23 protein-coding genes are annotated in these 26,994 nt (G+C 60.1%); 20 read left to right on the top strand and 3 right to left on the bottom strand.

Annotation, left to right across the window (positions count from 1 at the left end; genetic code table 11):
- Positions 1–11 precede the first annotated feature (11 nt).
- The 5 genes from serC to rpsA all read left to right on the top strand — a co-directional run bounded on the left by serC (position 12) and on the right by rpsA (position 7,025).
- Positions 12–1,097: a 3-phosphoserine/phosphohydroxythreonine transaminase gene (serC, locus tag F3J44_RS24275; protein WP_167276801.1), complete on the top strand. Its 1,086-nt coding sequence runs from the start codon at positions 12–14 to the stop codon at positions 1,095–1,097.
- Complete coding sequence (pheA, locus tag F3J44_RS24270; RefSeq protein WP_167058653.1) at positions 1,097–2,191, top strand: prephenate dehydratase; 1,095 nt, start codon at positions 1,097–1,099, stop codon at positions 2,189–2,191. Before serC ends, pheA begins: the two co-directional genes overlap by 1 nt.
- 109 nt (positions 2,192–2,300) lie before the next feature.
- Entirely contained in the window at positions 2,301–4,541 is a 2,241-nt protein-coding gene (locus F3J44_RS24265; RefSeq protein WP_167276798.1) for a bifunctional prephenate dehydrogenase/3-phosphoshikimate 1-carboxyvinyltransferase, read from the top strand.
- The gene (cmk, locus tag F3J44_RS24260; RefSeq protein WP_167058647.1) at positions 4,538–5,224 is read left to right on the top strand and encodes a (d)CMP kinase; all 687 of its coding nucleotides are present in this window, start codon (positions 4,538–4,540) and stop codon (positions 5,222–5,224) included. The genes F3J44_RS24265 and cmk overlap by 4 nt, the downstream gene beginning before the upstream one ends.
- Before the next feature lie 124 nt (positions 5,225–5,348).
- Positions 5,349–7,025, top strand: coding sequence for a 30S ribosomal protein S1 (gene rpsA / locus F3J44_RS24255; protein ID WP_167058644.1), 1,677 nt, complete (start codon positions 5,349–5,351; stop codon positions 7,023–7,025).
- Positions 7,026–7,138: 113 nt separating this feature from the next.
- On the opposite strand, the gene F3J44_RS24250 is transcribed toward rpsA, so the two are convergent.
- Positions 7,139–7,594, bottom strand: a complete 456-nt coding sequence (locus F3J44_RS24250; protein WP_167276795.1) for a transposase — start codon at positions 7,592–7,594, stop codon at positions 7,139–7,141.
- A gap of 370 nt (positions 7,595–7,964) precedes the next feature.
- Here F3J44_RS24250 and ihfB point away from each other — a divergent pair, with 370 nt between their 5' ends.
- The 15 genes from ihfB to F3J44_RS24175 all read left to right on the top strand — a co-directional run bounded on the left by ihfB (position 7,965) and on the right by F3J44_RS24175 (position 25,826).
- The gene (gene ihfB, locus F3J44_RS24245; RefSeq protein WP_167058638.1) at positions 7,965–8,261 is read left to right on the top strand and encodes an integration host factor subunit beta; all 297 of its coding nucleotides are present in this window, start codon (positions 7,965–7,967) and stop codon (positions 8,259–8,261) included.
- A gap of 19 nt (positions 8,262–8,280) precedes the next feature.
- Positions 8,281–8,544 (top strand): lipopolysaccharide assembly protein LapA domain-containing protein, encoded by a 264-nt coding sequence (locus F3J44_RS24240; protein ID WP_167276792.1) that lies wholly within the window; start codon positions 8,281–8,283, stop codon positions 8,542–8,544.
- A gap of 101 nt (positions 8,545–8,645) precedes the next feature.
- Complete coding sequence (locus F3J44_RS24235; RefSeq protein ID WP_167276789.1) at positions 8,646–10,094, top strand: MBL fold metallo-hydrolase RNA specificity domain-containing protein; 1,449 nt, start codon at positions 8,646–8,648, stop codon at positions 10,092–10,094.
- 325 nt (positions 10,095–10,419) lie between these two features.
- Positions 10,420–11,862, top strand: coding sequence for a mannose-1-phosphate guanylyltransferase/mannose-6-phosphate isomerase (locus tag F3J44_RS24230; RefSeq protein ID WP_167058631.1), 1,443 nt, complete (start codon positions 10,420–10,422; stop codon positions 11,860–11,862).
- A 130-nt stretch (positions 11,863–11,992) separates the two neighbouring features.
- Entirely contained in the window at positions 11,993–13,354 is a 1,362-nt protein-coding gene (locus F3J44_RS24225; RefSeq protein ID WP_167276786.1) for a phosphomannomutase, read from the top strand.
- Between the two features lie 2 nt (positions 13,355–13,356).
- Entirely contained in the window at positions 13,357–14,151 is a 795-nt protein-coding gene (locus tag F3J44_RS24220) for an ABC transporter permease (protein WP_167058625.1), read from the top strand.
- A complete protein-coding gene (locus F3J44_RS24215; RefSeq protein ID WP_167276783.1) occupies positions 14,148–15,362 on the top strand; it encodes an ABC transporter ATP-binding protein in 1,215 nt (404 codons plus the stop codon). The genes F3J44_RS24220 and F3J44_RS24215 overlap by 4 nt, the downstream gene beginning before the upstream one ends.
- Complete coding sequence (locus F3J44_RS24210) at positions 15,362–16,717, top strand: bifunctional 2-polyprenyl-6-hydroxyphenol methylase/3-demethylubiquinol 3-O-methyltransferase UbiG (RefSeq protein WP_167276781.1); 1,356 nt, start codon at positions 15,362–15,364, stop codon at positions 16,715–16,717. Before F3J44_RS24215 ends, F3J44_RS24210 begins: the two co-directional genes overlap by 1 nt.
- Entirely contained in the window at positions 16,717–19,242 is a 2,526-nt protein-coding gene (locus tag F3J44_RS24205) for a glycosyltransferase family 1 protein (RefSeq protein ID WP_167276778.1), read from the top strand. The genes F3J44_RS24210 and F3J44_RS24205 overlap by 1 nt, the downstream gene beginning before the upstream one ends.
- A gap of 82 nt (positions 19,243–19,324) precedes the next feature.
- Positions 19,325–20,917 carry a DUF6311 domain-containing protein gene (locus tag F3J44_RS24200; protein ID WP_205300159.1) on the top strand — a complete coding sequence of 531 codons (1,593 nt, stop codon included), beginning with the start codon at positions 19,325–19,327 and terminating at the stop codon, positions 20,915–20,917.
- Positions 20,914–21,864 (top strand): glycosyltransferase family 2 protein, encoded by a 951-nt coding sequence (locus F3J44_RS24195; protein WP_167276771.1) that lies wholly within the window; start codon positions 20,914–20,916, stop codon positions 21,862–21,864. The genes F3J44_RS24200 and F3J44_RS24195 overlap by 4 nt, the downstream gene beginning before the upstream one ends.
- The gene (locus F3J44_RS24190) at positions 21,861–22,250 is read left to right on the top strand and encodes a GtrA family protein (RefSeq protein WP_167276768.1); all 390 of its coding nucleotides are present in this window, start codon (positions 21,861–21,863) and stop codon (positions 22,248–22,250) included. Before F3J44_RS24195 ends, F3J44_RS24190 begins: the two co-directional genes overlap by 4 nt.
- A 79-nt stretch (positions 22,251–22,329) precedes the next feature.
- Complete coding sequence (locus F3J44_RS24185) at positions 22,330–23,373, top strand: glycosyltransferase (RefSeq protein ID WP_167276765.1); 1,044 nt, start codon at positions 22,330–22,332, stop codon at positions 23,371–23,373.
- Entirely contained in the window at positions 23,370–23,708 is a 339-nt protein-coding gene (locus F3J44_RS24180; protein ID WP_167276763.1) for an EamA family transporter, read from the top strand. Before F3J44_RS24185 ends, F3J44_RS24180 begins: the two co-directional genes overlap by 4 nt.
- Before the next feature lie 6 nt (positions 23,709–23,714).
- Entirely contained in the window at positions 23,715–25,826 is a 2,112-nt protein-coding gene (locus tag F3J44_RS24175; RefSeq protein WP_205300157.1) for a glycosyltransferase family 39 protein, read from the top strand.
- 207 nt (positions 25,827–26,033) lie between these two features.
- Here the strand turns inward: F3J44_RS24175 and F3J44_RS24170 are convergent, their stop codons facing one another.
- Both F3J44_RS24170 and F3J44_RS24165 read right to left on the bottom strand, forming a co-directional pair.
- Positions 26,034–26,297 (bottom strand): DUF3077 domain-containing protein, encoded by a 264-nt coding sequence (locus tag F3J44_RS24170; protein WP_167276760.1) that lies wholly within the window; start codon positions 26,295–26,297, stop codon positions 26,034–26,036.
- 117 nt (positions 26,298–26,414) lie between these two features.
- Entirely contained in the window at positions 26,415–26,657 is a 243-nt protein-coding gene (locus F3J44_RS24165) for a hypothetical protein (protein WP_167276757.1), read from the bottom strand.
- Between the last annotated feature and the right edge of the window lie 337 nt (positions 26,658–26,994).

Here is a 26,994-nt window from a genome sequence, read left to right as displayed (position 1 = left end):
CGAGAGTGGATGTGAGCAAACGAGCCTTTAACTTCTGCGCAGGCCCTGCCGCGCTTCCTGACGCTGTACTGCAGCGCGCCCAGGCCGAAATGCTGGACTGGAACGGCAAGGGCTTGTCGGTGATGGAAATGAGCCATCGCAGCGATGACTACGTGGCCATCGCCGAAAAGGCCGAGCAGGACCTGCGTGACCTGCTGTCCGTCCCCTCCAACTACAAGGTGCTGTTCCTGCAGGGTGGCGCCAGCCAGCAGTTCGCCGAGATTCCGCTGAACCTGCTGCCGGAAAACGCCACCGCCGACTACGTGGAAACCGGCATCTGGTCGAAGAAGGCCATCGAGGAAGCGCGCCGCTTCGGCAGCGTCAACGTCGCCGCCAGCGCCAAGCCCTACGACTACCTGGCCATTCCTGGCCAGAACGAGTGGAAGCTGACCAAGAACGCCGCCTACGTCCATTATGCGTCCAACGAAACCATCGGTGGCCTGCAGTTCGACTGGGTGCCGGAAACCGGTGACGTGCCGCTGGTGGTCGACATGTCCTCCGACATCCTCTCGCGCCCGATCGACGTGTCGCAATACGGCCTGATCTACGCAGGCGCGCAGAAGAACATCGGCCCGAGCGGCCTGGTGGTGGTGATCGTGCGTGAAGACCTGCTGGGCCGTGCCCGCAGCAGCTGCCCGACCATGCTCGACTACAAGGTGTCGGCCGACAACGGTTCGATGTACAACACCCCGGCCACCTATTCCTGGTACCTCTCGGGCCTGGTGTTCGAGTGGCTGAAGGAGCAGGGCGGCGTCGACGCCATGGAACAGCGCAACCGCGCCAAGAAAGACCGCCTGTACGGTTTCATCGACGCCAGCGAGTTCTACACCAACCCGATCAGCCACAACGCCCGTTCGTGGATGAACGTCCCATTCCGCCTGGCCGACGAGCGCCTGGACAAAGCCTTCCTGGCCGGCGCCGATGCCCGTGGCCTGCTCAACCTCAAGGGTCACCGTTCGGTCGGCGGCATGCGCGCCTCGATCTACAACGCCTTGGGCCTGGACGCGGTGGAAGCCCTGGTGGCCTACATGGCCGAATTCGAGAAGGAGCACGGCTGATGTCCGAACAGGAACTCAAGGCCCTGCGCGTGCGCATCGACAGCCTCGACGAGAAAATCCTCGAGCTGATCAGCGACCGCGCCCGCTGCGCCGAAGAAGTGGCGCGGGTCAAAACCGCTTCGCTGGCCGAAGGCGAAAAGCCGGTGTTCTACCGCCCCGAGCGTGAGGCCGCCGTGCTCAAGCGCGTGATGGAGCGCAACAAGGGCCCACTGGGCAACGAAGAGATGGCGCGGCTGTTCCGCGAAATCATGTCGTCGTGCCTGGCCCTGGAAGAACCACTCAAGGTCGCCTACCTCGGCCCAGAGGGCACCTTCACCCAGGCCGCGGCCATGAAGCACTTCGGCCACGCCGTGGTCAGCCGGCCGATGGCGGCCATCGACGAAGTGTTCCGCGAAGTGGCGGCCGGCGCCGTCAACTTCGGTGTGGTGCCGGTGGAAAACTCCACCGAGGGTGCGGTCAGCCACACCCTCGACAGCTTCCTTGAGCACGACATGGTGATTTGCGGCGAAGTGGAGCTGCGCATTCACCACCACCTGCTGGTGGGCGAGAGCACCAAGACCAACAGCATCACCCGTATCTACTCCCACGCCCAGTCCCTGGCCCAGTGCCGCAAGTGGCTGGATGCGCACTACCCGAACGTGGAGCGCGTGGCGGTTTCCAGCAACGCCGAAGCGGCCAAGCGGGTCAAGGGCGAGTGGAACTCGGCGGCCATCGCCGGTGACATGGCGGCCAACCTGTACGGCCTGACTCGCCTGGCCGAGAAGATCGAAGACCGCCCGGACAACTCCACGCGGTTCCTGATGATCGGCAACCAGGAAGTGCCGCCGACCGGTGACGACAAAACCTCGATCATCGTGTCGATGAGCAACAAGCCAGGTGCGTTGCACGAGCTGCTGGTGCCATTCCACGAGAACGGCATCGACCTGACCCGCATCGAAACCCGCCCGTCGCGCAGTGGCAAGTGGACCTACGTGTTCTTCATCGACTTCGTCGGCCACCACCGCGACCCGCTGATCAAGGCGGTGCTGGAGAAGATCAGCCAGGATGCCGTGGCGCTGAAGGTGCTGGGTTCCTATCCCAAGGCAGTGCTTTGATTCAAGGCCTCGGGGCGCATGTAGGAGCGACTGTTAAGTCGCGATGGGCGGCAAAGCCGCCCCAATCGGCCTCACAAACTGCCCAGATTTCTGAACAGGGTTCGCACCAGTGGTAAATGCAGCAAACACCAAACCCGCACCAATCATCGACCGCCTGGTCGTCGTCGGCCTCGGCCTGATCGGCGGTTCCTTCGCCAAGGGCCTGCGCGAAAGCGGCCTGTGCCGGGAAGTGGTCGGTGTCGACCTCGATGCCCCGTCGCGCAAGCTGGCCGTGGACCTGGGCGTGGTCGACCGCTGCGAAGCCGACCTCGCCGCCGCCTGCGTCGGTGCCGATGTAATCCAGCTCGCGGTGCCGATCCTGGCCATGGAAAAGGTCTTGGCGCACCTGGCCAAGCTTGACCTGGGCCATGCCGTGATCACCGATGTGGGCAGTGCCAAGGGCAATGTCGTGCGTGAGGCGCGCGCCGTGTTCGGCCAGCGCCTGCCGCGCTTCGTGCCCGGCCACCCGATCGCCGGTTCCGAGCAGAGCGGGGTCGAGGCTGCCAACGCCACCTTGTTCCGCCGGCACAAGGTAATCCTGACCCCGCTGGAGGAAACCGACCCGGCCGCCCTGGCCCTGGTCGACCGCCTGTGGCGTGCGCTGGATGCCGACGTCGAGCACATGCCCGTCGAGCGCCATGACGAAGTGCTGGCCGCCACCAGCCACTTGCCGCACCTGCTGGCCTTCGGCCTGGTCGATTCACTGGCCAAGCGCAATGAAAACCTCGACATCTTCCGGTACGCTGCGGGAGGGTTCCGCGATTTCACCCGAATCGCCGGCAGCGATCCGACCATGTGGCACGACATCTTCCTCGCCAACCGCGAGGCGGTCCTGCGTACCCTCGATACATTTCGCAGCGACCTCGACGCCTTGCGCGACGCGGTCGATGCTGGGGACGGGCATCAGTTGCTGGGAGTATTCACCCGCGCACGTGTTGCCCGCGAGCATTTCAGTAAAATCCTGGCCCGCCGGGCCTATGTGGACGCTATGAACGCCAACGATCTGATTTTCCTGGCCCAACCGGGTGGCCGCCTGACCGGGCGAATCCGCGTACCGGGCGACAAGTCGATTTCCCACCGTTCGATCATGCTCGGCTCGCTGGCCGAAGGCACGACCGAAGTCGAAGGCTTCCTCGAAGGCGAGGACGCCCTGGCGACCCTGCAGGCCTTCCGTGACATGGGTGTGGTCATCGAAGGCCCGAACCATGGCCGCGTGACCATCCACGGCGTTGGCCTGCACGGCCTCAAGCCGCCGCCTGGCCCGCTGTATGTCGGCAACTCCGGCACCTCGATGCGCCTGCTCTCGGGCCTGCTGGCCGGCCAGCCGTTCGACGTCACTATGACCGGCGACGCCTCGCTGTCCAAGCGCCCGATGAACCGCGTGGCCAACCCGCTGCGGGAAATGGGCGCGGTGGTGGAAACCGGCCCCGAAGGCCGCCCGCCGCTGACCATTCGTGGTGGCAGCAAGCTCAAGGCGCTGACCTACACGCTGCCGATGGCCAGCGCTCAGGTCAAATCCTGCCTGCTGCTGGCCGGCCTGTACGCCGAAGGCAAAACCACCGTCACCGAGCCTGCGCCAACCCGTGACCACACCGAGCGCATGCTGCGCGGCTTCGGTTACGCCGTTGAAACCAACGGGCCGGTGGCCTCGCTGGAAGCTGGCGGCAAACTGACCGCCACCCGCATCGAAGTGCCCGCGGATATTTCCTCCGCCGCGTTCTTCTTGGTGGCCGCCTCGATTGCCGAAGGCTCGGAGCTGGTGCTCGAACACGTCGGCATCAACCCGACCCGCACCGGCGTCATCGACATCCTGCGCCTGATGGGCGGCGACATCACCCTGGAGAACCAGCGTGAAGTCGGCGGCGAGCCGGTGGCGGACCTGCGCGTGCGCGGTGCCCGCCTCAAGGGTATCGACATCCCAGAGGAGCTGGTACCGCTGGCCATCGACGAGTTCCCGGTGCTGTTCGTTGCCGCTGCCTGCGCTGAAGGGCGCACCGTGCTGCGTGGCGCCGAAGAGCTGCGGGTGAAGGAATCGGACCGCATCCAGGTGATGGCCGATGGCCTGGTCACCCTGGGCGTGAAGTGCGAGCCAACCCCGGACGGCATCATCATCGACGGCGGCCAGATCGGCGGCGGTGAAGTGCACGGCCACGGCGACCACCGTATCGCCATGGCCTTCAGCGTTGCCTCGCTGCGCGCCAATGCGCCGATCCGCATCCATGACTGCGCCAACGTCGCCACCTCGTTCCCGAACTTCCTGAAACTGTGTGCCGACGTGGGTATCCGCGTGGCCGAAGAGGGCAAGTCGTGAATTCGCAAGCACCGGTCATCACCATCGATGGCCCAAGCGGCTCGGGCAAGGGCACGGTCGCCGGCCTGCTGGCCCGCGAGCTCGGCTGGAAGCTGCTGGACTCCGGCGCGCTGTACCGGTTGCTGGCGTTCAACGCCAGCAACCACGGCGTCGACCTGACCAACGAAGAACTGCTCAAGGCCCTGGCCGCCCATCTGGATGTGCAGTTCATCGCGGCCGAGCCGGGTAAGCTGCAGCAGATCATTCTTGAGGGTGAGGATGTCAGCAACGTCATCCGTACCGAAACCGTCGGTGCCGGTGCATCGATGGTCGCCTCGCTGCCGGCGGTGCGTGAAGCGCTGCTGCAGCGCCAGCGCGCCTTCCGTGAAGCGCCCGGGCTGATTGCCGATGGCCGCGACATGGGCACCGTGGTGTTCCCCGATGCGCCGCTGAAGGTGTTCCTGACCGCCAGCGCCGAGGAGCGTGCCCGTCGCCGCTACCTGCAGTTGAAGGGCAAGGGTGAAGATGTTAGTCTGTCGAGTCTGCTAGATGAGATTCGTGCGCGTGATGAGCGCGACACCCAGCGCGCAGTGGCCCCGCTGAAACCAGCGGCCGACGCCATTCAGCTGGACTCTACCGAGTTGTCCATCGAGCAGGTGCTGCAACGTATCAGAAGCGAGCTCGCCCAGCGCGACTTGCTGTGATAGCCAGGAAAGCAGGCAGGGGCACCAGTCAACGTCCTGCCGGCTTTCCTTTACTTAAAACAAACCCACATTGTCTGGAATGTGGCGAGGGGCGTTTGTTTCGCCCGAATCTACAGGAATTAAAATGAGCGAAAGCTTTGCAGAACTCTTTGAAGAAAGCCTGAAAACCCTCAATCTTCAGCCGGGTGCCATCATCTCCGGTATCGTTGTCGACATCGACGGCGACTGGGTTACCGTACACGCTGGCCTGAAGTCCGAGGGCGTCATCCCGCTCGAGCAGTTCTACAACGAAGCTGGCGAGCTGACCATCAAGGTCGGTGACGAAGTTCACGTTGCGCTGGACGCGGTCGAAGACGGCTTTGGCGAAACCAAGCTGTCCCGTGAAAAAGCCAAGCGCGCCGAGTGCTGGATTGTTCTGGAAGCAGCTTTCGCCGCCGAAGAAGTGGTCAAGGGCGTTATCAACGGTAAGGTTAAGGGCGGCTTCACTGTCGACGTTAACGGCATCCGTGCGTTCCTGCCGGGCTCCCTGGTTGATGTCCGCCCAGTGCGCGACACCACCCACCTGGAAGGCAAAGAGCTGGAATTCAAGGTCATCAAGCTGGACCAGAAGCGCAACAACGTTGTCGTTTCCCGTCGCAGCGTGCTGGAAGCCGAGAACTCCGCCGAGCGCGAAGCCCTGCTGGAAACCCTGCAGGAAGGCCAGCAAGTCAAAGGTATCGTCAAGAACCTCACCGACTACGGCGCATTCGTGGACCTGGGCGGTATCGACGGCCTGCTGCACATCACCGACATGGCTTGGAAGCGCATCAAGCACCCATCGGAAATCGTTAACGTTGGCGACGAAGTCGACGTACGCGTTCTGAAGTTCGACCGTGAGCGCAACCGCGTTTCGCTGGGTCTGAAGCAGATGGGCGAAGATCCGTGGGTTGCTATCACTTCGCGCTACCCAGAAGGTACTCGCGTACAGGCTCGCGTTACCAACCTGACCGACTACGGCTGCTTCGCTGAGCTGGAAGAAGGCGTTGAAGGTCTGGTACACGTTTCCGAAATGGACTGGACCAACAAAAACATCCACCCGTCGAAAGTCGTTCAGGTTGGCGACGAAGTGGAAGTTATGGTTCTGGACATCGACGAAGAGCGTCGTCGTATCTCCCTGGGCATCAAGCAGTGCAAGTCCAACCCATGGGAAGACTTCTCCGGCCAGTTCAACAAGGGTGACAAGATCACCGGTACCATCAAGTCGATCACCGACTTCGGTATCTTCATCGGCCTGGACGGCGGCATCGACGGCCTGGTTCACCTGTCCGACATCTCCTGGAACGAAACCGGCGAAGAAGCCGTACGTCGTTTCAAGAAGGGCGACGAGCTGGAAACCGTCATCCTGTCGGTTGACCCAGAGCGCGAGCGCATCTCCCTGGGCATCAAGCAGCTGGAAGACGATCCGTTCTCCAACTTCGTTGCTGTCAACGACAAGGGCGCTATCGTCAAGGGCATCGTGAAAGAAGTTGACGCCAAAGGCGCCATCATCACCCTGGCCGACGACATCGAAGCCACTCTGAAAGCTTCCGAAATCAGCCGTGACCGCGTTGAAGACGCGCGTAACGTTCTGAAGGAAGGCGAAGAGATCGAAGCCAAGATCATCAGCGTTGACCGCAAGTCGCGCGTGATCAGCCTGTCGATCAAGTCGAAAGACGACGCTGAAGAGCGTGAAGCCATCCAGAGCCTGAAAAACGCTCCGGAAGCGGCTGCCGACACCACCATGGCCGCGCTGCTGCGCGAAGCTATGGCCAAGCAGAACTAAGTTCTGTTTGATCGGTAAAAAAGGGTGGCCTTCGGGCCACCCTTTTTTTATGCCTACGCAAACCCGGTAGGAGCGAGCGCAGCTCGCGAAGCGCCGCAAAGCGGCGCCCCATCTCAAACCCACACCGCATCCCAATGCGGATAATCCCCCGCCTTAGTCACCAACCCCGCCCTGATTGGATTGGCGGTGATGTACCTGGCCATCTTCACGACGTCCTCATCCCGCCGGAGCGCATGGTCGTAATAACCGGCCTGCCAGATGGGTGATGCACCAACACCGGCCTTGCGCAATGCATGGCTGGACTGGCACTTGAAGCGTTGCATCAACGTTCCAAGTGTCGTGTCTTTCAATTCAAGCAGCCAGTGAACATGATCTGGCATGACCACCCAGGCGAGCGATCGGCAGTGCTGTCTTTGCTCTGCCTCGCGAAGGTGATGGATGACCAGCCTTGCATGGCGGAAGTTGCGCAGCAGCGGCCGACGCTGGTGGGTAACGGTCGTTAGCATGTAGAGCCTGCCTGGTACCGAGCAGCGGGCGTGGCGAAGGCGGTTGCCATGGGCTTTGATCATTGCATTCATCCTTGAATGGAGACGTCCTGGCACAGCGTAGTCGGGGTGTTCGAGTGGCAGCGGTAATCAGGTTTTCAGGATGTGAATGGCGCCTATGAGATCGAGCGCCGTTCGCACGGCGCATCGCGAGCTGCGCTCGCTCCTACATTTACCCTTATCGGCGTTACCGGCCAAAACAAACGTAGGAGCGAGCGCAGCTCGCGATGCGCCGCGCAGGCGGCGCTCGATCTCAGCCCAAACACCACATATTTCCTTTCATTCCAATCTTGAATTTTTTTATTAAGTCAAGAACCGCCCTGTTCAAATCCCTCCGGGCGTGCTACAAACTGATTAAGCAATGATCTAGCTGCTTGATAACGAAGGGAAAAATATGACGAAGTCGGAGCTGATCGAACGTATTGTCACCCATCAGGGGCTGCTCTCGTCCAAGGACGTGGAGTTGGCCATCAAGACCATGCTTGAACAGATGTCCCAATGCCTGGCCACAGGTGATCGCATCGAGATCCGTGGTTTTGGCAGTTTTTCCCTGCACTATCGGGCACCACGGGTTGGGCGCAATCCCAAGACCGGCCAGTCGGTGGAGCTGGAAGGCAAGTTCGTGCCACACTTCAAACCCGGCAAAGAACTGCGTGACCGGGTGAACGAAGAAGAACACGAACACCTTTAAGCCGTGAAGGAGCAATCTGATGCGTAACCTCAAGCGCGCCTTGGCGGCGTTGTTCGTGCTGCTGTTGGCGGCTGTGGTGCTGTTCTTCGTGCTGGAAAACCAGCAACCGGTGGCACTGATGCTGTTCGGCTGGTCGGCCCCGGAACTGCCGGCGGCAGTGCCTGTGCTTTGCGCCTTGGTGTTGGGCCTTGCCGTTGGCCCACTGCTTGGCGCCTACGGTGTGCAGCGCAGCAAGCGCAAGATCCGCGCTTCTGCACGCCAGGCAGTCTTGAGCGGGAATTGATGAAAATTCCTACAGCACAGTAGGAAAGCATCACCTGTGCACAGCTCGGCCAAAGTGGGCTAATAGCAGCTCCACTTCCGGCCCTGGCGAGCGTGCACCCAATGAGTTTCCCCAGCCTTTCCCACCATGGTGGCACCCGCGGCGTCACCGGTTCGTGCCACCAATTGCACCTCGACGCGGCCACCAGTCTATTGATCGATTGCGGCCTTGAACAAGGCGATGATGCCACGCCAGGCAGCGAATCTGCGCCCATCGGCTTTGATATTGCTGGCATCCAGGCACTCGTTGTCACTCATGTTCACCTCGACCACGTAGGCCGCATTCCGGCCTTGCTGGCTGCTGGTTTTCGCGGCCCCATCCTGTGCAGCGAGCCCTCTGCAAGGCTGTTGCCCCTGGTGCTGGAGGATGCCTACAAGCTGGGTATCAGCGCCGACCCGGTACAGGTCGACCGCTACCTTGCGCTGCTGCAGCGGCTGATCGTGGCGGTGCCATTCGATCAGTGGCACCCTGTGGTCGAAGGGGCGGGTGTCAGTTGCACCGTGCGCTTGCAGCGCGCCGGCCATCTGCTCGGTTCAGCCTATGTGGAATGCGATGTGGGTTACCCAGGCGCCGCCAGCAGCACCCGGGTGGTGTTCTCGGGCGACCTGGGGGCACCCTGCAACCCGTTGTTGCGGGCGCCGCAGTCGCCGGAGCGCGCCGATATCCTGGTACTGGAAAGCACCTACGGTGACCGCCTGCACGCCGGGCGCAGCGATCGCCTGGCACGCCTGGAAGCCGCCATCGATCGCGCCCTGGCCGACAGCGGCACCTTGCTGATTCCAGCGTTCAGCCTGGGGCGTACCCAAGAGCTGCTGTACGAGCTTGAAGACATCCTGCACCGCAAGCAGCTGGCCCAAGGGAAAGCGCTCGATCCCCTGGCAGACCCGCTGAAGTTCACGGACTGGTCCCGCTTGCCGATCATCCTCGATTCGCCACTGGCGCAGCGCATCACCCAGGTTTACGGCGAGCTGCATGCCTTCTGGAATGACGATGCCCAGCAGCGCCTGGGCGAGGGCAGGGCGCCGCTCGGCTTTGCCCAGTTGCTGAGCGTCGATACCCATGCCCGGCACCAGCAGGTGGTCAACTACCTGAAAAGCACCGGCAGGCCGGCGATCGTCATTGCTGGCAACGGCATGTGCTCCGGTGGGCGCATCGTCAACTACCTCAAGGCCATGCTGGGTGACCCGCGCCATGAAGTGATGTTCGTCGGCTACCAGGCCAAGGGCACGCCCGGCGCCGTGATTCAGGCCAGTGAAGGTGCCGAAGGCTTCGTGCACATCGACCTGGATGGGCAGTTGCAAGAGATCCGCGCAAAAGTGATCTCAATGGGTGGTTATTCGGGGCATGCCGATCAAGTGGGCTTGGTAACGTTCGTTGAAGGTATATCCCATGGCCCAGAGAAGATCGTTCTCGTGCATGGGGCGCCCAAGGCGAAAGTAGCCTTGAAGCAGGCGTTGGCGCTTCGGCTGGGGCAACTGAATCGACCGGCGGACATTTTAATTGCCCAATAGGTAGGCCTTTCACTGAACATTGACAAACACTGCTGTCTTATACCCGCCACGAAGTGTTTCGTGGCGGTTACAAGTGCTGGCAATTTGCCTTTCTTTACACGGCGAAGCCGCGATTGGCGCATCTTCCGCCACCAAGCTACAGGGAAAAATCTCTGGTATTCTACTGGCCGAAGCTTGCGTCTTGAGCCTATGGATGGCCAGGGAATTCACACGCTGGGCGCGTAAATTTAAGCGCTGTTGCGGCTGTCGCGGCAGCGGTCAGATATAAGACACATGCAGGTTCCCTGAAGGTTGAAAACTTCAAGTGGCCGTTAAGGACTCGATTATGGAATTGATCCCGGTAATTCTTTCTGGTGGCGTTGGTAGCCGTTTGTGGCCAGTGTCCCGTGAGGCTCACCCAAAGCCGTTCATGACCCTGCCGGACGGGCAAAACCTCATCCAGAAGACCTTCCAGCGCGCCGCACGCCTGGACGGTGTGGTTGAGGTGCTGACCGTTACCAACCGTGAGCTTCTGTTCAAGACCGAAGACGAGTACCGCACCATCAATACCCAGGGCCACGCCCAGGGCTACATCCTTGAGCCGTTCGGCCGCAACACCGCTGCCGCCGTAGCCGCCGCCGCACTGCAACTGCAGCAGACCCACGGCGCGCAGGCCTACATGCTGGTACTGGCCGCCGACCACTTGATCCAGGACGAAACCGCTTTCGCCGATGCCGTGGCCAAGGCCGTGAACCTGGCCGGGCAGGGCTGGCTGGTAACCTTCGGTATCAAGCCGCAGTACCCGGAAACCGGTTTCGGCTACATCGAGGCAGCCGCTGCCGGCAAGCTCGAAGGTGGCCTCAAGGTTGAGCGCTTCGTCGAAAAACCTGACCAGAAAACCGCCGAATCCTACGTGGCGGCCGGCAACTACTTCTGGAACGCCGGCATGTTCTGCTTCCAGGTCGGCGCCGTGCTCGAAGAGTTCAAGGCCCACGCCCCGGATGTGCTCGAAGCCGTCGAGCACACCCTGCAAAGCTCGCGCCGCGCCACCTCCAAAGGCTACAGCTGCCTGTCGCTGGATGCCGACAGCTTCGCCCAGGTGCCGGACATCTCCATCGACTACGCGCTGATGGAGCGCTCGCGCAAGGTCGCGACCATTCCGTGCGACATCGGCTGGAGCGACATCGGCTCGTGGAACGCCGTCAGCGAACTGACCCCGCCCGACGAGCACGGCAACCGCTTTGAAGGCGAAGTGATGGCCTACGGCGCCAGCAACAACTATGTCAGCACCGAAGACCGCCTGGCGGCCCTGGTCGGCGTGCAGGACCTGCTGGTGGTCGACACCCCGGACGCCCTGCTGATCGCCCACAAGGACCACGCCCAAGACGTCAAGCACATCGTCAAGCGCCTGAAAACCGACGGCCACGCAGCCCACATGCTGCACCAGACGGTGCACCGCCCATGGGGCACCTACACCACCCTGGAAGACGGCGAGCGCTTCAAGATCAAGCGCATCGTGGTCAAGCCCAAGGCGTCGCTGTCGCTGCAGATGCATCACCACCGCAGCGAGCACTGGATTGTGGTCAGCGGCATGGCCGTGGTGGTCAATGACGACCAGGAGCTGATGCTCAACACCAACGAATCCACCTTCATTCGTGCCGGCCACAAGCACCGTTTGCAAAATCCAGGTGTCATAGACCTGGTCCTGATCGAAGTGCAGAGCGGCGACTACCTCGGCGAAGACGACATCGTCCGCTTCGAGGACAAATACGGTCGTTGCGACGCCTGACCCCAGGCCTTTCCTGTCGGCCCCTGTGCGCCTCACCGAGGCGCCGGGCCGATGCTCATGCGGCAATCCATTCGCCGGCCATCCCCTTCCCGTCGGTGTACGCGCAGGCGTCACCCACCGAGAGAGATGTATGTACGCACCTATTCAAACCCGCTGCTTCAAAGCCTATGACATTCGCGGCCAAGTGCCGACCGACCTCAACGACGACATCGCCTACCGCATCGGCCGTGCCCTGGTGGCCCAACTGGGCGGGCGCAGCTACGTCGTTGGCCGCGACATGCGCCTGGAAAGCCCCGGCCTGTCCCGCGCCTTGATGAAAGGCCTGACCGAAGGCGGCGCCGATGTGATCGACATTGGCCTGTGCGGCACCGAAGAAGTGTATTTCGCCACCAGCCACTACCAGGCCGATGGCGGCATCATGGTCACCGCCAGCCATAACCCCAAGGGTTACAACGGCATGAAGCTGGTGCGCGAGCAGTCCCGGCCGATCAGCGGCGATACTGGCCTCAACGATATTCGCCAACGTGTCGAAGCCGGCGAGCTCGGCGCCCAGGCCGCCACCCCAGGCAGCATCCGCGAAGCGTTCGACAAAACTGCCTACATCGACCACCTGCTGACCTACATCGACCTGGCCGCGCTCAAGCCGCTGAAGGTGCTGGCCGACCCCGGCAACGGCGCCGTCGGCCCGGTACTGGAACTGCTCAAGGCGCGCCTGCCGCTGGCCATCACCATCATCAATGGCGAGCCCGACGGCAACTTCCCCAACGGCATCCCCAACCCGCTGCTGCCGGAAAACCGCGAGCTCACCCGCCAGGCCGTGCTCGACACCGGTGCCGACATGGGCATCGCCTTCGACGGCGACTTCGACCGCTGCTTCTTCTTCGACAACCAGGGCCGCTTCATCGAGGGTTACTACGTGGTCGGCCTGCTGGCCGAAATGCTGCTGGCCCAGCACCCGGGCAGCAAGATCATCCACGACCCGCGCCTGACCTGGAACACCATCGAGCAGGTCAGTGCTGCCGGCGGCCAGGCCATCCAGAGCAAAACCGGCCACGCCTTCATCAAGGAGCGCATGCGCGCCGAAGACGCCGTGTACGGCGGCGAGATGAGCGCCCACCATTACTTCCGCGACTTCGCCTACTGCGACAGCGGCAACATCCCCTGGCTGCTGGTGGCCGCGCTGATGAGCGCAACCGGCAAGAGCCTGGCCCAGCTGGTGGACGAGCGTATTGCAGCGTTCCCGTGCAGCGGCGAGATCAACTACGAAGTGGCCGATGTGAAAGGCACCCTCGAGAAGATCCTGGCCTTCTACCTGCCGCACAACCCAAGCGTCGACCGCACCGACGGCATCAGCGTCGAGTTCGCCGACTGGCGCTTCAGCCTGCGCGGGTCGAATACCGAGCCGCTGCTGCGCCTGAACGTCGAAAGCCGTGGCGATGAAGCGCTGGTGGCGCAACGCGTGGCTGAAATTGCCCGTCTGATCCAAGGATAATTATGTTTGGCATGCTCCGGGGCATCTGGGATTACAGAGGCTTCATTCTCACGTCGATCAAGAACGAGTTCATTTCACGCTTCGCTCGCAGCAAGCTGGGCGGGCTGTGGATGATCATCCATCCGCTGGCACAGGTGGCGATCTACGCGTTGATCCTGTCCAACGTCCTCGGGGCGCGCCTCCCAGGTATCGACAACAAGTACGCCTACGCGCTGTACCTGATTGCCGGCATCCTGGCGTGGAACCTGTTCGCCGAAATTGTCGGGCGCTGCCTGACGGTGTTCATCGACCAGGGAAACCTGATGAAGAAAATGCGCTTTCCGCGCATCGCCCTGCCAGTGATCGTGGTCGGCTCGTGCCTGCTGAACAACTTGTTGCTGTTCGCTGCGGTCATGGTCATTTTCGCCGTGCTGGGCCATGCGCCCAACCTGCAGATGTTCTGGTTGTTGCCGCTGACCCTGGTGGTGGTGGCCTTCGCCGTAGGCCTGGGGCTGGTACTGGGCGTGATGAACGTATTCTTGCGTGACATCGGCCAGGTGATCCCGATTGTGCTGCAGGTGTGGTTCTGGTTCACGCCAATCGTCTATTCGGTAAACATCGTGCCGGATTATCTCAAGGGCACCTTGGATATCAACCCGATGTTCGCCATCGTCTCCGCTTACCACAATGTGCTGGTGTACAAGCTTGCGCCAGACCTCGCCGCACTCGCCATTCCGGTTGGCATTGCACTGTGCCTGATGGTGCTGGGCATGTTTCTGTTCCGTCGGGCCTCTGCGGAAATGGTGGACTCCCTATGACGCTTCTGTCCGTCAACAACGTTGGCAAGGCCTACCGCAGCTACCGCTCCGAATGGCAACGCATCGCCCGCTGGTTCTACCTGCCGGTGAAGGCCAGCAGTGAGCACTGGGTACTCAAGCACATCAGCTTCAACATTGCCGCCGGCGAGGCCATCGGCCTGGTTGGGCAGAATGGTGCCGGCAAGTCGACCCTGCTGAAGATGATTACCGGCACCTTGCAGCCGACCGAGGGCAAGGTCCAGGTTCATGGCCGCATTGCTGCCATCCTTGAGTTGGGCATGGGCTTCAACGCTGAGCTTACCGGGCGCCAAAACGCCTACCACGCTGCGGGGTTGATGGGCTTCACTACCCAGCAGATCGACGGCGTGATCGCCGATATCGAAGACTTCGCCGAAATCGGCGAATACTTCGACCAGGCCGTGCGCACCTATTCCAGCGGCATGCAGATGCGCGTGGCGTTTTCGGTGGCAACCGCCTTCCGCCCGGAAATTCTCATCATCGACGAAGCGTTGTCGGTAGGTGACAGCTATTTCCAGCACAAGAGCTTCGGCCGTATCAAGGAGTTCCAGAAAGCCGGCACCACGCTGCTGATCGTCTCCCACGACCGCGGCGCCATCCAGGCCCTGTGCAACCGGGCGATCCTGATCGATGGCGGTACCGTGATCAAGGACGGCCCGCCCGAGGAGGTGATGGACTACTACAACGCCATCATCGCCCAGAAGGAAAACGCCACCGTCGAAGTGCAAACCCTGGCCGATGGCACCGTGCAAACGCGCTCGGGCAACGGCAAGGCCACCATCGACAGTGTGGCGCTGTACAACGCCGAAGGGGCGCCGATCGAGTACGTGTCGGTGGGTGAGGACGTGTGCCTCGACCTCAAGGTGAGGGTTAACGCCCCGCTGCCGGAACTGGTGGTTGGCTACGTGATTAAGGACCGCCTCGGTCAGGATGTGTTTGGTACCAATACCCACCATTTGAACTGCGTGCGCAGGGACCTCACCGAAGGCACCCTGCTTTCTTATCAGTTCCGTTTCCCAGCCAACCTTGGCGTGGGCTCCTATTCGGTGGCGGTCGCTTTGCACGCCTCCGACGCACACGTCGTCGATAACTACGAGTGGCGGGACCTCGCGTTGGTGTTCAACGTTGTGAATGTGTCGGAAAGTACATTCGTGGGCCTTGCCTGGATACCTCCGGCCGTGGAGTGCAAGTGATGGACAACCGTTTTTACCGCGCTTTCGAGGACCGTCACCGTGGCTCTCGCGAACTGATCACAGGGCGCCTTGAAGTGTATTTACCCTTCCTGGCTCCCCTCAAAGCGCTCTATCCGGATGCTGCAGTGTTGGACATCGGCTGCGGCCGTGGCGAGTGGATCGAACTGTTGAGCCGCGAAGGCTATGCGGCCGCCGGGGTTGACCTTGACGAGGGCATGCTCGAAGCCTGCCGCGCCTTGGGTCTGCCCGTGCGAAACGACGATGCACTCAACGCCCTGCGCCAATGCGCCGACCAGAGCCTGATCGCCGTCAGCGGTTTCCACATTGCCGAGCATGTGCCTTTCGAGGTACTCGAAAGCATGGTTACCGAAGCTGCGCGCGTGCTGCGCCCCGGCGGTTTGCTGATTCTGGAGACCCCGAATGCTGAGAACCTGGTAGTCGGAACCAATAATTTCTTCGTAGACCCGACGCACGAGCGGCCCATTCCTAGCTTGTTGCTGTCGTTTCTAACCGACTTCAAGGGGTTTGCCCGCTCCAAGGTGCTGCGCCTTCAGGAAGCACCGGATTTGCACGACCCTCAGCGGAAGCTGGGTGTCATGGATGTGCTTGCAGGTACCAGCCCCGATTACGCCGTAATCGCACAGAAACAGTCGAACGCCGAAGTGCTCGGTGCACTCGATGCACTGTTCGACCGGGATTATGGCGTGTCGTTGGATCAGCTTGCCTCGCGCTATGACCAGGCCTTGGAAGGCCGACTAAGCAAGATCGAGAACCAGATGGCCAGCGACGTCCGGGATATATTGACCAACCTGCAAGCTGAGCAAGCTCAACGCGTGCAACTGATCGAAGCCACTTTCGAACGTGAGCGTGCCTTGCTCCAAAAAAGCCTTGAGCAAATGCAGCAACATGCCGAGCGATTGCAGGCCGAGATGAACCAGTCGCTCAGCAACGCACACCATTGGTACGAGCGCGCGATCTCGTTCGAGCAACAACTCGACATACTGCGCCGTAGTACCGCCTGGCGCATCACCGCGCCCTTGCGCGGCGCGGCGCACATGGTTCTGCACCCTACGCAAGCCAAGGCCGTGCTCAGGCAAAGCCTGCGCAGGGTAGTGCCCCATGCAAGGCTCTGGCTTGCCCGGCGTCCCGCTATTGAACGTAAGGTGCTTGCCACCCTAAGCCGCAGCCCGTGGCTGGTCGCCAAGCTGCGGGCATTGCTCAAACCCGATCCGGCAGAAGCCGCCGCCGACGCCAGCGACTTGCCGCATGGCGTCATCGACCACGCTCCACTAACACCGCGCGGCCGCGACATCGAAAGTGCTCTGCGCCAAGCCATGACGAAGGGCAACAATTGATGCGTATTGTAATTGACATGCAGGGCGCGCAGACCGAAAGCCGCTTTCGTGGAATTGGCCGCTACAGCCTGGCCCTCGCTCAAGGCATCGTACGCAACCGTGGCGAGCATGAGGTCTACCTGGTGCTCAACGGCATGCTGAATGACAGCATCGAGGGCATCCGCAGCGCGTTTGCCGGCTTGTTGCCACAAAGCCATATCCGTGTGTGGTACGCCCAAGGGCCTGTTGCCGACCATGATCCGGCCAACAGTGCCCGGCGTCAGGTGGCCGAACTTGTGCGCCAGGCTTGCATAGATGCCCTGGAGCCGGATGTGGTGCACGTCACCAGTGCGGTGGAAGGCTACATCGACGATGCCGTCATCGGCAGCCCAGCGCTACACGGCGGCGCCTTGGTCAGCGCCACGCTCTACGACCTGATTCCGCTGGTCAGCCCTGAGCAGTACCTGGAAGGTAACCCCGTGTACAAGGCGCACTACCTCGGTAAGGTCGAAGCCTTCAAACACTATGGCCTGTTGCTGTCGATCTCGGCGTTCGCTCGCGAAGAAGCGCTGTCGCTGCTGCCGCTGGAAGGCGACAAGGTGGTGAATGTATCGACGGCGGCAGATGACGTTTTCCATCCTGTCGACCTGGACGTCGAACAGCGTGAGGTGCTTCGGGCCAAGTTCGGCCTGCGCGAAACGTTCGTGCTGTATTCAGGTGGTGCTGACGAGCGTAAGAACCTGCCGCGGCTGATCGAGGCATTCGCCAGCATCAAGGCAGAAGTGGGTGATACCCAGTTGGTGTTCGCTGGCAAAATGCCGCAATACCACGTCGACAAATACCGTGAACATGCGTTGGCTCAAGGGCTCAGCGGCGACGACCTGGCCTTTACCGGGTTCGTGACCGATGCCGAGTTGCGCGGTTTGTACAACATTTGCCAGCTGTATGTGTTCCCTTCGTGGCACGAAGGTTTCGGCCTGCCACCGCTGGAGGCAATGAAGTGCGGTGCAGCCGTGATCGGCGCCGACACCTCCAGCGTGCCAGAGGTGATCGGCTGGGATGACGCGATGTTCAACCCACGCAGCACCGAAGCGATAGCCGCGAAACTGCGCAAGGCGCTGTTAGACGAGGCATTCCGTGCAGCGTTGGCCGCCCATGGCCTGCAGCGGGCTGAACGGTTCTCCTGGGACCATACTGGGCGAGCGGCGGTAGTGGCGTTCGAAAAAGCACTGGAAGGTGGTGGCCGAGTAGCGGGTACAGTGGCAACTGTGCACGATAACCTGCAGGCCTTGATCGACACCTTGGGCAGCGGCGGCTACCTGCGCAGCGACAATATGCATGTCGAGCGGTTGGCTAAAGCCATCGATTATTCCGTGCAGGGGCCAGCCGGTACGCCTCACTTGTTCGTGGATATCTCCGAGCTGAGCAAGCATGACGGCAAAAGCGGTATTCAGCGCGTAGTGCGCAGCATACTGTTCGAATGGTTGACCAATCCGCCACCGGGTTACCAGGTCAAGCCTGTCTACACCCTGGCCGGTGAGCCGTTCTATAGGCATGCCAATCAGTTCACCGCCAAGTTCCTTGGTCGTGAGCCGCAGGTTACCTTGGCCGACGAAGCTATCAGCTATCGTGCCGGCGATGTTTACCTGGGGCTGGATCTACTGATGGACGTACTTCCGCACAAAACCGCTTACTTTGATGCCATGCGCAACCATGGAGTCAGTATTCTCTTTGTGGTCTACGACCTGCTGATCTTGCAGCTACCTCACTGTTTCGTCGATAGCCTGCAGGCGCACTATCAGAAGTGGATCGACTGCGTGACGAGATACGACGGTGCCATTTGTATCTCCCAGGCGGTGGCGGATGAACTGCAGGCCTGGGTGACCACACACGCGCCGCCCCGGAACAGGCCGTTGAGCATCGGTGCATTCCACCTCGGGGCCGACATTGATCAGTCGATGCCTTCCAAAGGCGTTCCGGAGGACCCATCGATGCGTCTTGAAGCATTGGCCGCTAATCCGACGTTCCTGATGGTAGGTACGCTGGAGCCGCGTAAAGGCCATGCCCAGACACTGGAGGCCTTCGAACTTATGTGGGCGAGGGGCATGCAGGTTAATCTGGTCATTGTTGGCAAGCACGGCTGGTTAGTGGACGAGCTGGCCGACAAACTTGGCAACCATCCAGAGCGCGGTAAGCGGCTACTCTGGCTCGCAGGCGCCAGTGACGAGTATCTGGAGCATCTTTACAAGGCTTCGGACTGCTTGATCGCCGCCTCTTATGGCGAAGGGTTCGGCCTGCCCTTGATCGAGGCGGCGCAACATGAGCTGCCCATCATCGCCAGAGACTTGCCGGTATTCCGCGAGGTAGCAGGTGAGCATGCCTGGTTCTTCGAGGGGCATGTAACTAGTGAGATCGCGGACCGAATCACGGCGTGGCTTGCGCTGTTCGAACAGGGCGAACATCCACAATCCAAGCATATGCCTTGGCTGACGTGGAAGGGCAGTGCGCAGCAACTGACTGCAGCAATCGATAAGTGCGCGTTCTAACGCGCCGTCAACCGAGTATTTGGGGCATCTGTCAATGGGTTCAAAGCTTAGTTCAACGGGGAGTGCAGGCCTTGCGTTAGCGTTGGCCATCGCGCTTTGGTTTATCTGGCATCACTTCCCGGCTGGGTTCGTCGCGGGTACTTCATCGTACTGGCAGTCTGACGTTGAGGATGTCACGCAGTATTTGGCGGGGTTTCACGCTTTCTTCAGCGCGCCTTTCCAATACCCGCTGCTGGCTTTCGACAGCATCAACTATCCGCAGGGCACCCGTGCCACGTTCATGGACACGATTCCCCTGTATGCCCTACTGCTGAAAGTGCTGGTGCCTGGCAGCCAAGCACCGTTTAATCCATACGGCGTCTGGGTAGCGCTGGCCTTCATTGGGCAGGCAGTGTGCGGCTGGTGGCTCTTGCGCGAACTGCAAGTCAAGTCCTGGCTTGGCTTGGGGGCGCTTGTCGTCTGCCTGTTGGTGTTTCCGGCTTTCACCGCCAGGGTCACACATATCTCGTTAATGACCCACTGGATGCTGCTTGGCTCACTGGCCCTCTATTTTCGGGGCAAGCGTGTTGGCCAATTGCCGCTGGCGAGTTGGACCGTACTGCTAGTTGCTGGCTTCTACATCAACGTCTACCTGTACGTGATGGCGAGCGCCATCTACGTAGCCAGTTGGCTGAGCAAACCCGGTAAGTACACCCTTAAAGACCTGCCGCGCGCATTGCTGCCATTCCTGCTCGTTGCCACCAGCCTGTTCGTGACCGTGTTCCCAATGGACTCGGGCAACGTAGCCAAGGAGAGCGGTTTCGGCACCTTCTCGATGAACCTGCTAGCACCTTTTTCCGGTGGCACGTTCCTCCCGATCGCCAATGCTGAAATGCCTGGCCAGTATGAAGGGTTCAACTACCTGGGGCTGGGAGTGCTGCTCGCATTGCTGGCTGCGGTGTTGCTAGGCGGGCGGACGCTGTTGCAGTGGGCGAAGGAAAACTGGGCGCTGAACCTAGTCATGCTGGGTTTCAGCATCTATGCGCTGTCCGATACCCTGTACCTGGGAACGCACCAAGTTCTGGCGTTTCATTACCCTGCATTCCTGGAACCCATTACCAGCCAATTCCGCGCCTCGGGCCGCTTCTTCTGGCCAGTGGGGTATGCGCTGACGCTGTTGGCGCTGGTGGTGTTGTACCGCAAGCTAAATGGCAAGCTGTTTGCTGTTGCCATGGTGGCACTGATCGGCGTGCAGGTTGCTGATATGTCGATCCAGCGCCATCGTCTGATTGATATTGCCAAGCGCACGGCGACCCCGGTACTTGACCAGGCAGCTTGGGCGCGGCAAACAGCAGGCGGCATCAACTACCTGTACTTCTTCCCCAAATTCCGCTGTGGCCGCTCGGACCTCATTCTGAGCACATTGATGCCGACCATGCGCTATGCAGTGGACCACGGGCTCAAAATCAACACCGGCTACGTGGCACGTGCGAATTCAGACTGCGCTCTGCAGAGCACTGCTGCCGAAATCGCATCGTCGCGATTCGATCAGTCGGTCTACGTGTTTGTAAAAGGCGACTTCCCACAAGTGGAACAGGCGAAAGCCTTGTTCCCTGCCGATCATCAACCGGTTTGCACCGAGGTCGACTTCGCCCATGTCTGCCGCTTCGGCCAGTTGGAGAACAGCGGGTTATGAATACTCAAAGGCGCAAGGTGTCGCTGATATCGCCGTTCTATAACGAAGGGAAAGGCGTGCAGGCGTTCTTCGAGCGCGTGGGCGAACTGGCCGCCCAGCTACAGCCTCGCTATGATTTCGAGGTGATCGCCATCAACGATGGCAGCCGCGACGATACCTATGCGCAACTGGTTCAAGCGCAAAGGGTTCATCCTTATCTGACGATCATCGACCTGTCGCGCAACTTTGGGAAAGAGGCCGCCATTTCGGCAGGGCTGGACTATGCGACGGGCGACGCCGTCGTGCCCATTGACGCTGACTTGCAGCACCCGCCAGAAGTGGTAGCGCAGTTGATCGAGAAATGGGAGGAGGGCGCTGAAGTCGTACTGGCCAAACGCATTGACCGTGAAACCGACCGGCCGATCCAGAAGTTCACGGCCAACGGTTTTTACCGCTTGCACAACGCAATTTCAGACATCCGTATACCACCGGACGTCGGCGATTTTCGGCTGATGGACCGCAAGGTGGTGCAGGCATTGAAAACCTTGCCAGAAAGCCGGCGGTTCATGAAAGGCCTGTTCGCTTGGGTGGGCTTCCATTCAGTGACCGTGGAGTATCAGGTAGCACCGAGGGAGCATGGCACCACCAGCTTCAATACCTGGAAGCTTTGGAATTTCGCCATCGAGGGTATCACCAGCTACAGTTCGGCACCGTTGCGCGTCTGGACCTACCTAGGCTGTGCGGTGTCGTCCATAGCATTTATCTACGCGGTCTACCTGCTGATCAAAACCCTGTGCTTCGGCGCCGACACTCCTGGTTACGCCTCGCTGATGATCACCATCCTTTTTGCAAGTGGCGTGCAACTGATTGGCATTGGTGTGCTGGGCGAGTACGTCGGCAGGATTTTCGCCGAATCGAAACGCCGGCCGGTGTACATTGTGCGCGACGTGGTCACGCCTGACCCATGAGGCTAATCAGAAAATATCAACAATTTCTGTGTTTTGCTGTGGTGGGCGTAGCCAATACTACCGTGCACGCAGGCATCGTCGTTTTGCTGATGGAAACCCTGGCTCCGCCAGCGGCCATCGCCAACGGCGCTGCATTCGTTTTTGCCAATTTAATGTCCTACACCCTCAACAGCCGCTTCACCTTCAGGTCGCCAATGAGTTTTTTTGGCTATCGGCGCTTCCTGCTGGTGTCACTGGTGTCGCTTGCACTCACGCTGCTGATCACTTCAGCGGTTGAGTACGCTGGTTTGCATTATGTCGTCGGCTTGTTAATGGTGATTTTCATCGTTCCAGTGTTGAATTTCCTGGTGATGAAAATATGGGCTTTCGCCCCGTCGAGGGACTGATGGCGGGGGGCGCTGTGTTTCGTGTGGTGAAACACGGCACATCAACAATCAAGTCTTGAAGAAACAGGTACTAGTGAACATGACCGGCCAGCAACAGCAAAACCTGCCGAGCGCAAGCAGTCAGAATGCGGCGGAAGGCCAAAGCAGGATCGCCGTGGTAATCCCTTCGTACAAAGTGATCGCGCACATCCTGGGTGTGATCGCCGAAATCGGACCTGAAGTGGAGCGCATTTACGTCGTCGACGACTGCTGCCCTGAGGGATCAGGCAGTTATGTGGAGCAAAACTGCACTGACCCGCGTGTGGTCGTGCTACGCAACCCTGAAAACCAAGGGGTTGGCGGTGCGGTGATGACTGGATACCAGGCGGCAGTGAGTGAGGGCATCGACGTCATCGTTAAGATAGATGGCGACGGGCAAATGGACCCAGGCCTACTGATGAACTTCGTCACCCCGATTCTTGAGGGCGCGGCCGACTACACCAAAGGGAACCGTTTCTACGATCTTGAGGAAATTCGCGCCATGCCGCGGATTCGGTTATTCGGCAACGCCGTGCTGTCGTTCATGACCAAGTTTTCTTCAGGTTATTGGGATTTGTTCGACCCTACCAACGGTTACACCGCCATCCACCGTGATGTTGCTCGCCATTTGCCATTTGGCAAAATCAGCCGCCGCTACTTCTTTGAAACCGACATCCTGTTCCGCCTGAATACGCTGCGTGCGGTGGTGGTTGACGTGCCCATGGACGCCAAGTACGGGGACGAAGTCAGCAACCTGAAGATTTCGAAGATCGTCGGTGAGTTCCTTGCCAAGCACGTGCGCAACTTCGGGAAGCGGGTTTTCTACAATTACTACCTGCGTGACATGTCGCTGGCTTCGCTGGAATTGCCTGTCGGTGTGCTGATGTTGATCTGGGGTGTACTGTTCGGCGCCTCGCACTGGGCGTCGTCCATCTACACCGGCGTGGCGAATTCGGCGGGCACAGTCATGCTGTCGGCCTTACCCATTTTCCTGGGTATCCAATTTATTCTGGCGTTCCTTGGACAGGACATTGCTTCCGTGCCTAGACGTCCGTTCCACCTTTCACGCTTGAAATCCAAAACTAAGCCAGGTGCCGGCCGATGATGTACGCCATTGCCATTCTGTGCGTTCTAGGCATCGCCTCGGGTCAGATCATGTTCAAGTTGAGCGCCAGCGCAATGCAGCGTGCTGGCACTATCTTCGACCTCAAGACATTGATGATTCTTGGCTCGGCTTTCGCTCTCTATGGCATCACCACCATTGCTTGGGTGTGGGTGCTGCAGAAAATCGAGTTGGGAAAAGCTTACCCACTGATGGCCTTGGCCTTCGTGCTGGTGCCGATCGGCAGCCACTTCATCTTGGGGGAGCGTTTTCAGGTTCAGTATTTCATCGGCGTGGCGTTCATCATGTTTGGCATTGTGCTGGCCGTGAAATCCTGAAGGCCCATGCCCCGTTTCACCGGTGCTGCCGTTTTGCATAGAAGGGAAGAAGATATGCTGTCAACAAACGGGTCGCGCTTCGGCGCATCCGCGGCCGTCATAGGCATCATGGCGCTGACGTTGGTGCTGCTGTTGTTGCGCAACAGCGGTGTTTACCCCACCGTGTTCGGTGACGAATACAGTTACAGTTCGATGTCGCGCTTGATGCCATTGTCGGCAGCGTCGATTCCTAATTATCTGTACCTGTCGATCTATCGCGCCACACTGATGTGCGGTGACGGCTTCATGAACTGCACGAAGCTGCTCAATGTGCTGTTCTTCGTTGCTTCTGCGCCGTTCATCTACCTCACAGCCCGCCGTTACTGCAGCAAAACGGTAGCGGTGGTGATCGTAGGTTTGGGCATGCTGGGGCCGATCAACGGGTATACCGCGTACTTCATGCCTGAAGCGTTGTTCTTCCTGACGTTCTGGATCAGCGTTTGCTACTTCCTGAGTTTGGATGCCCGCGCATCACTCCAGCAATGGGCCTTGTTCGGCTTCATCATGGGCTGTGCGTCGTTGGTCAAGCCCCATGCGATGTTCGTGATTCCCGCGTTTTGCCTGTGCATCATGTTCTTCGCCTACAAGAGCGTTGACAACTGGTTCACCACGGGCGCGAAGAGCGCCGTGGTATTCGTCCTGACCATGATGCTCACCAAGTGGGGGTTCAGCTTTGCGGTGGCCGGTAAGGCAGGCCTCACGCTGTTTGGTAATTTCTACGCCTCGACGCTCGAATCCAATGCCTCCAGCTTGCAGCGGTATCTGGATATCTTGCTGGCGGCACCTCACATTGCCTCGGGGCATCTGCTGGGCAATACAGTGATGTTCGGCTGCGCTCTGGCGGTACTGCTGTGCGCAGGTTTCAGGTCGCTGGTAAGCAAAGGCCTGACGAACGAAGACAAGCTTGCCTTCTGCGCATTGTTCCTGCTGTTGAACCTGGTGGCCGTGGTGGCCTTGTTCTCGGCTTCCGTGGCCGGCTCTAACGCCATCGAAACCGCGCTGCGCTTGCACATGCGCTACTACGATTTCATTTTCCCTCTATTGTTCATCGCCGCTGGCGCACAGTTGAACTCAGTGCAGTCGCTGCACCGCCACCTTAAACTGGCCGTCGTGCTGGCCGTGGCAGCAGCGATCATCTATGCCGGCATTACCCGGATGCACCCTTTCACCCTGAGCTTCATCGATAACCCGGAGCTACGCGGGTACACTTTGAACAAGAAAGTGTTTGTACCACTGGCGCTGCTTTCGCTGGCCTGCGTGGTGCTCTGGTACCGACAGCCACGCCGGGGCATCAGTTTGTTCTTGTTTGTTTACCTGCCGCTGTCGGTACTGGTGACGGCGGTTACCACCAATGCCTCGGTTCGCGATCGACTAGAGCCTGATACCTACGACAAAGCCGGCCAGTTTGCCCGCCAGTACCTACCATTGGCCGAGCGTTCCCAGTTGTTGGTTGTAGGTGATAATCCAGCATCGATACTGCGCGCGCTTTTCTGGGTGGAAGACCTTAACGCCGGCCCAGACCTCAGCTACAAGCCTGGGGTTGTGTACACTGCCGCGCAGACCCCCGCCGATAAGAAGTGGATTTTGGTGGTGGGCGATGTGCAATTTGCCAAGGGCGACTTCAAGGTACTCAAGCTCAACGGTTTCTCGCTGGCGAGAAAGGTACCCAATCAGTACCCGATCGTGCTTGATTTTCGCAGCAGTATGTTGCCAGAGTCGATAGATAACCTTGCCGGTATGTCCCATGCGGAAAGCTGGGGTGCTTGGTCGGACGCCGAAGAAGTAGTGGTCGAGTTTGCGCGGCCGTTGCCCAAGGTATTCGACTTGAGCTTGAATGCAAAGGCCTATGGCCCTAACACTGGCAAGGCTTTTGCGATCAAGGTCGATGGCCAGGTTTACCCGCTGACCCTCAATGGTGAAATGGCGCCTTATACCATTCGCATCAACAACCCTGATGAGGAAAGCAAGCTGGTGATCAAGGTGCCTGCAGCAGTATCGCCACAACAGCTGGGCGTGAGCACCGACTCGCGGCTGCTAGGCATGGGTGTTGACCAATTCACGATCACCCCGGTGCAATAAGCAATTAGCCAGCTGGCGCGAAGTACGCGCCGGCTGGCCGAGCACATTCGCTAAGACCCCACCCGAGGCTGGCATTCTTTCAGCCAACACCCAGTCAGTGGGTTGGCTAAATTTCTTGGGGGCCGAGTAACGGGCAGCCCTTCTTATCCCGCCGTAGTGCGCCCCTTGTATCGAAGGCAGGGCGGTGGCCACCCTGCCTGTTTGGGCTTAGTGCTTCATCCCGGCCTCGGCATCATCCATCAGCGCCTTGGCCAGCGCACCGAGGTAGTAGGCGGCCCACACTAGCTTGGGGTTTTCATCCATCAGGCCGCTGACGGTGAGTTCCTGCGCATAGCCCATCAGCTCGGACGCCTGTTCACGGGCGTGCTGGCAGGGGATGCCGGGTTCGATGCGGAACAATGGGTGGGTTTGGTTTTCGCCCTGATAGAACTTGGTTTTGCCAACGGTGCATGGCGTGTTATCTGTGGTCATCATTGAATCTCCCTGAAATTTCACGTGCCCGCGATGGCCCTTTGCACTACAGGCCAACCCTGTAGGAGCGGGCTTGCCCCGCGAAAGGGCCATCCCAAGCAACCCATCACTAAACCGTTACTGCAGGTTTCGAGGCCCCACGGGCATCTGCACCTGAATCAAGGCCTGCTCCAGCAGCGCCCGCAACGCCTCCATTTCATGCATGGAAGCCATCATCAGAATCGAAGCCGGTGACTTGGGTTGTAACAGCAGGGCCTGATGCACGACGGTGGCTGCGCACAGGGCGTAGTCCGTGGCTTGGATCAGGGTGTCTTCGAGGGAGTGAAGATCGTGGGGTGGATCGGGGACAATCTTTAGCATTGCGTACGTCCTTTTATCGAAGCCTTCACCTGCCTGCTGTCAAACAGAAGGGTGGCAGCTGTACGTGGGTTGACAGACCGGCGGACATAGCAAGTTCCGGCGCACGCAAGCGTGCCCGCACGTACAGCCGCCATGAAGGCGACTGCCACTATGTACCGTTACAGCCTGTCAAAGCTGTGTCGCTGAATCTCAACGACACCCCGAGACTAGGGTAAGCGCTCCATGAACCCCACATTCAAAGCGCTCAACTGATCCCGGATGCTGTGCTCCCGATTTCTTTCCGGAGCCCGCCGACCATGATGCGACCCGACGCCAAAGTCGAAACAGTCTACCTCTA

Source organism: Pantoea sp. Tr-811 (assembly GCF_011752535.1).
Lineage (GTDB): Bacteria > Pseudomonadota > Gammaproteobacteria > Pseudomonadales > Pseudomonadaceae > Aquipseudomonas.
Note: the sequence above shows the minus strand (reverse complement) of the source record. Positions and strands in the feature narration are given on the sequence as shown.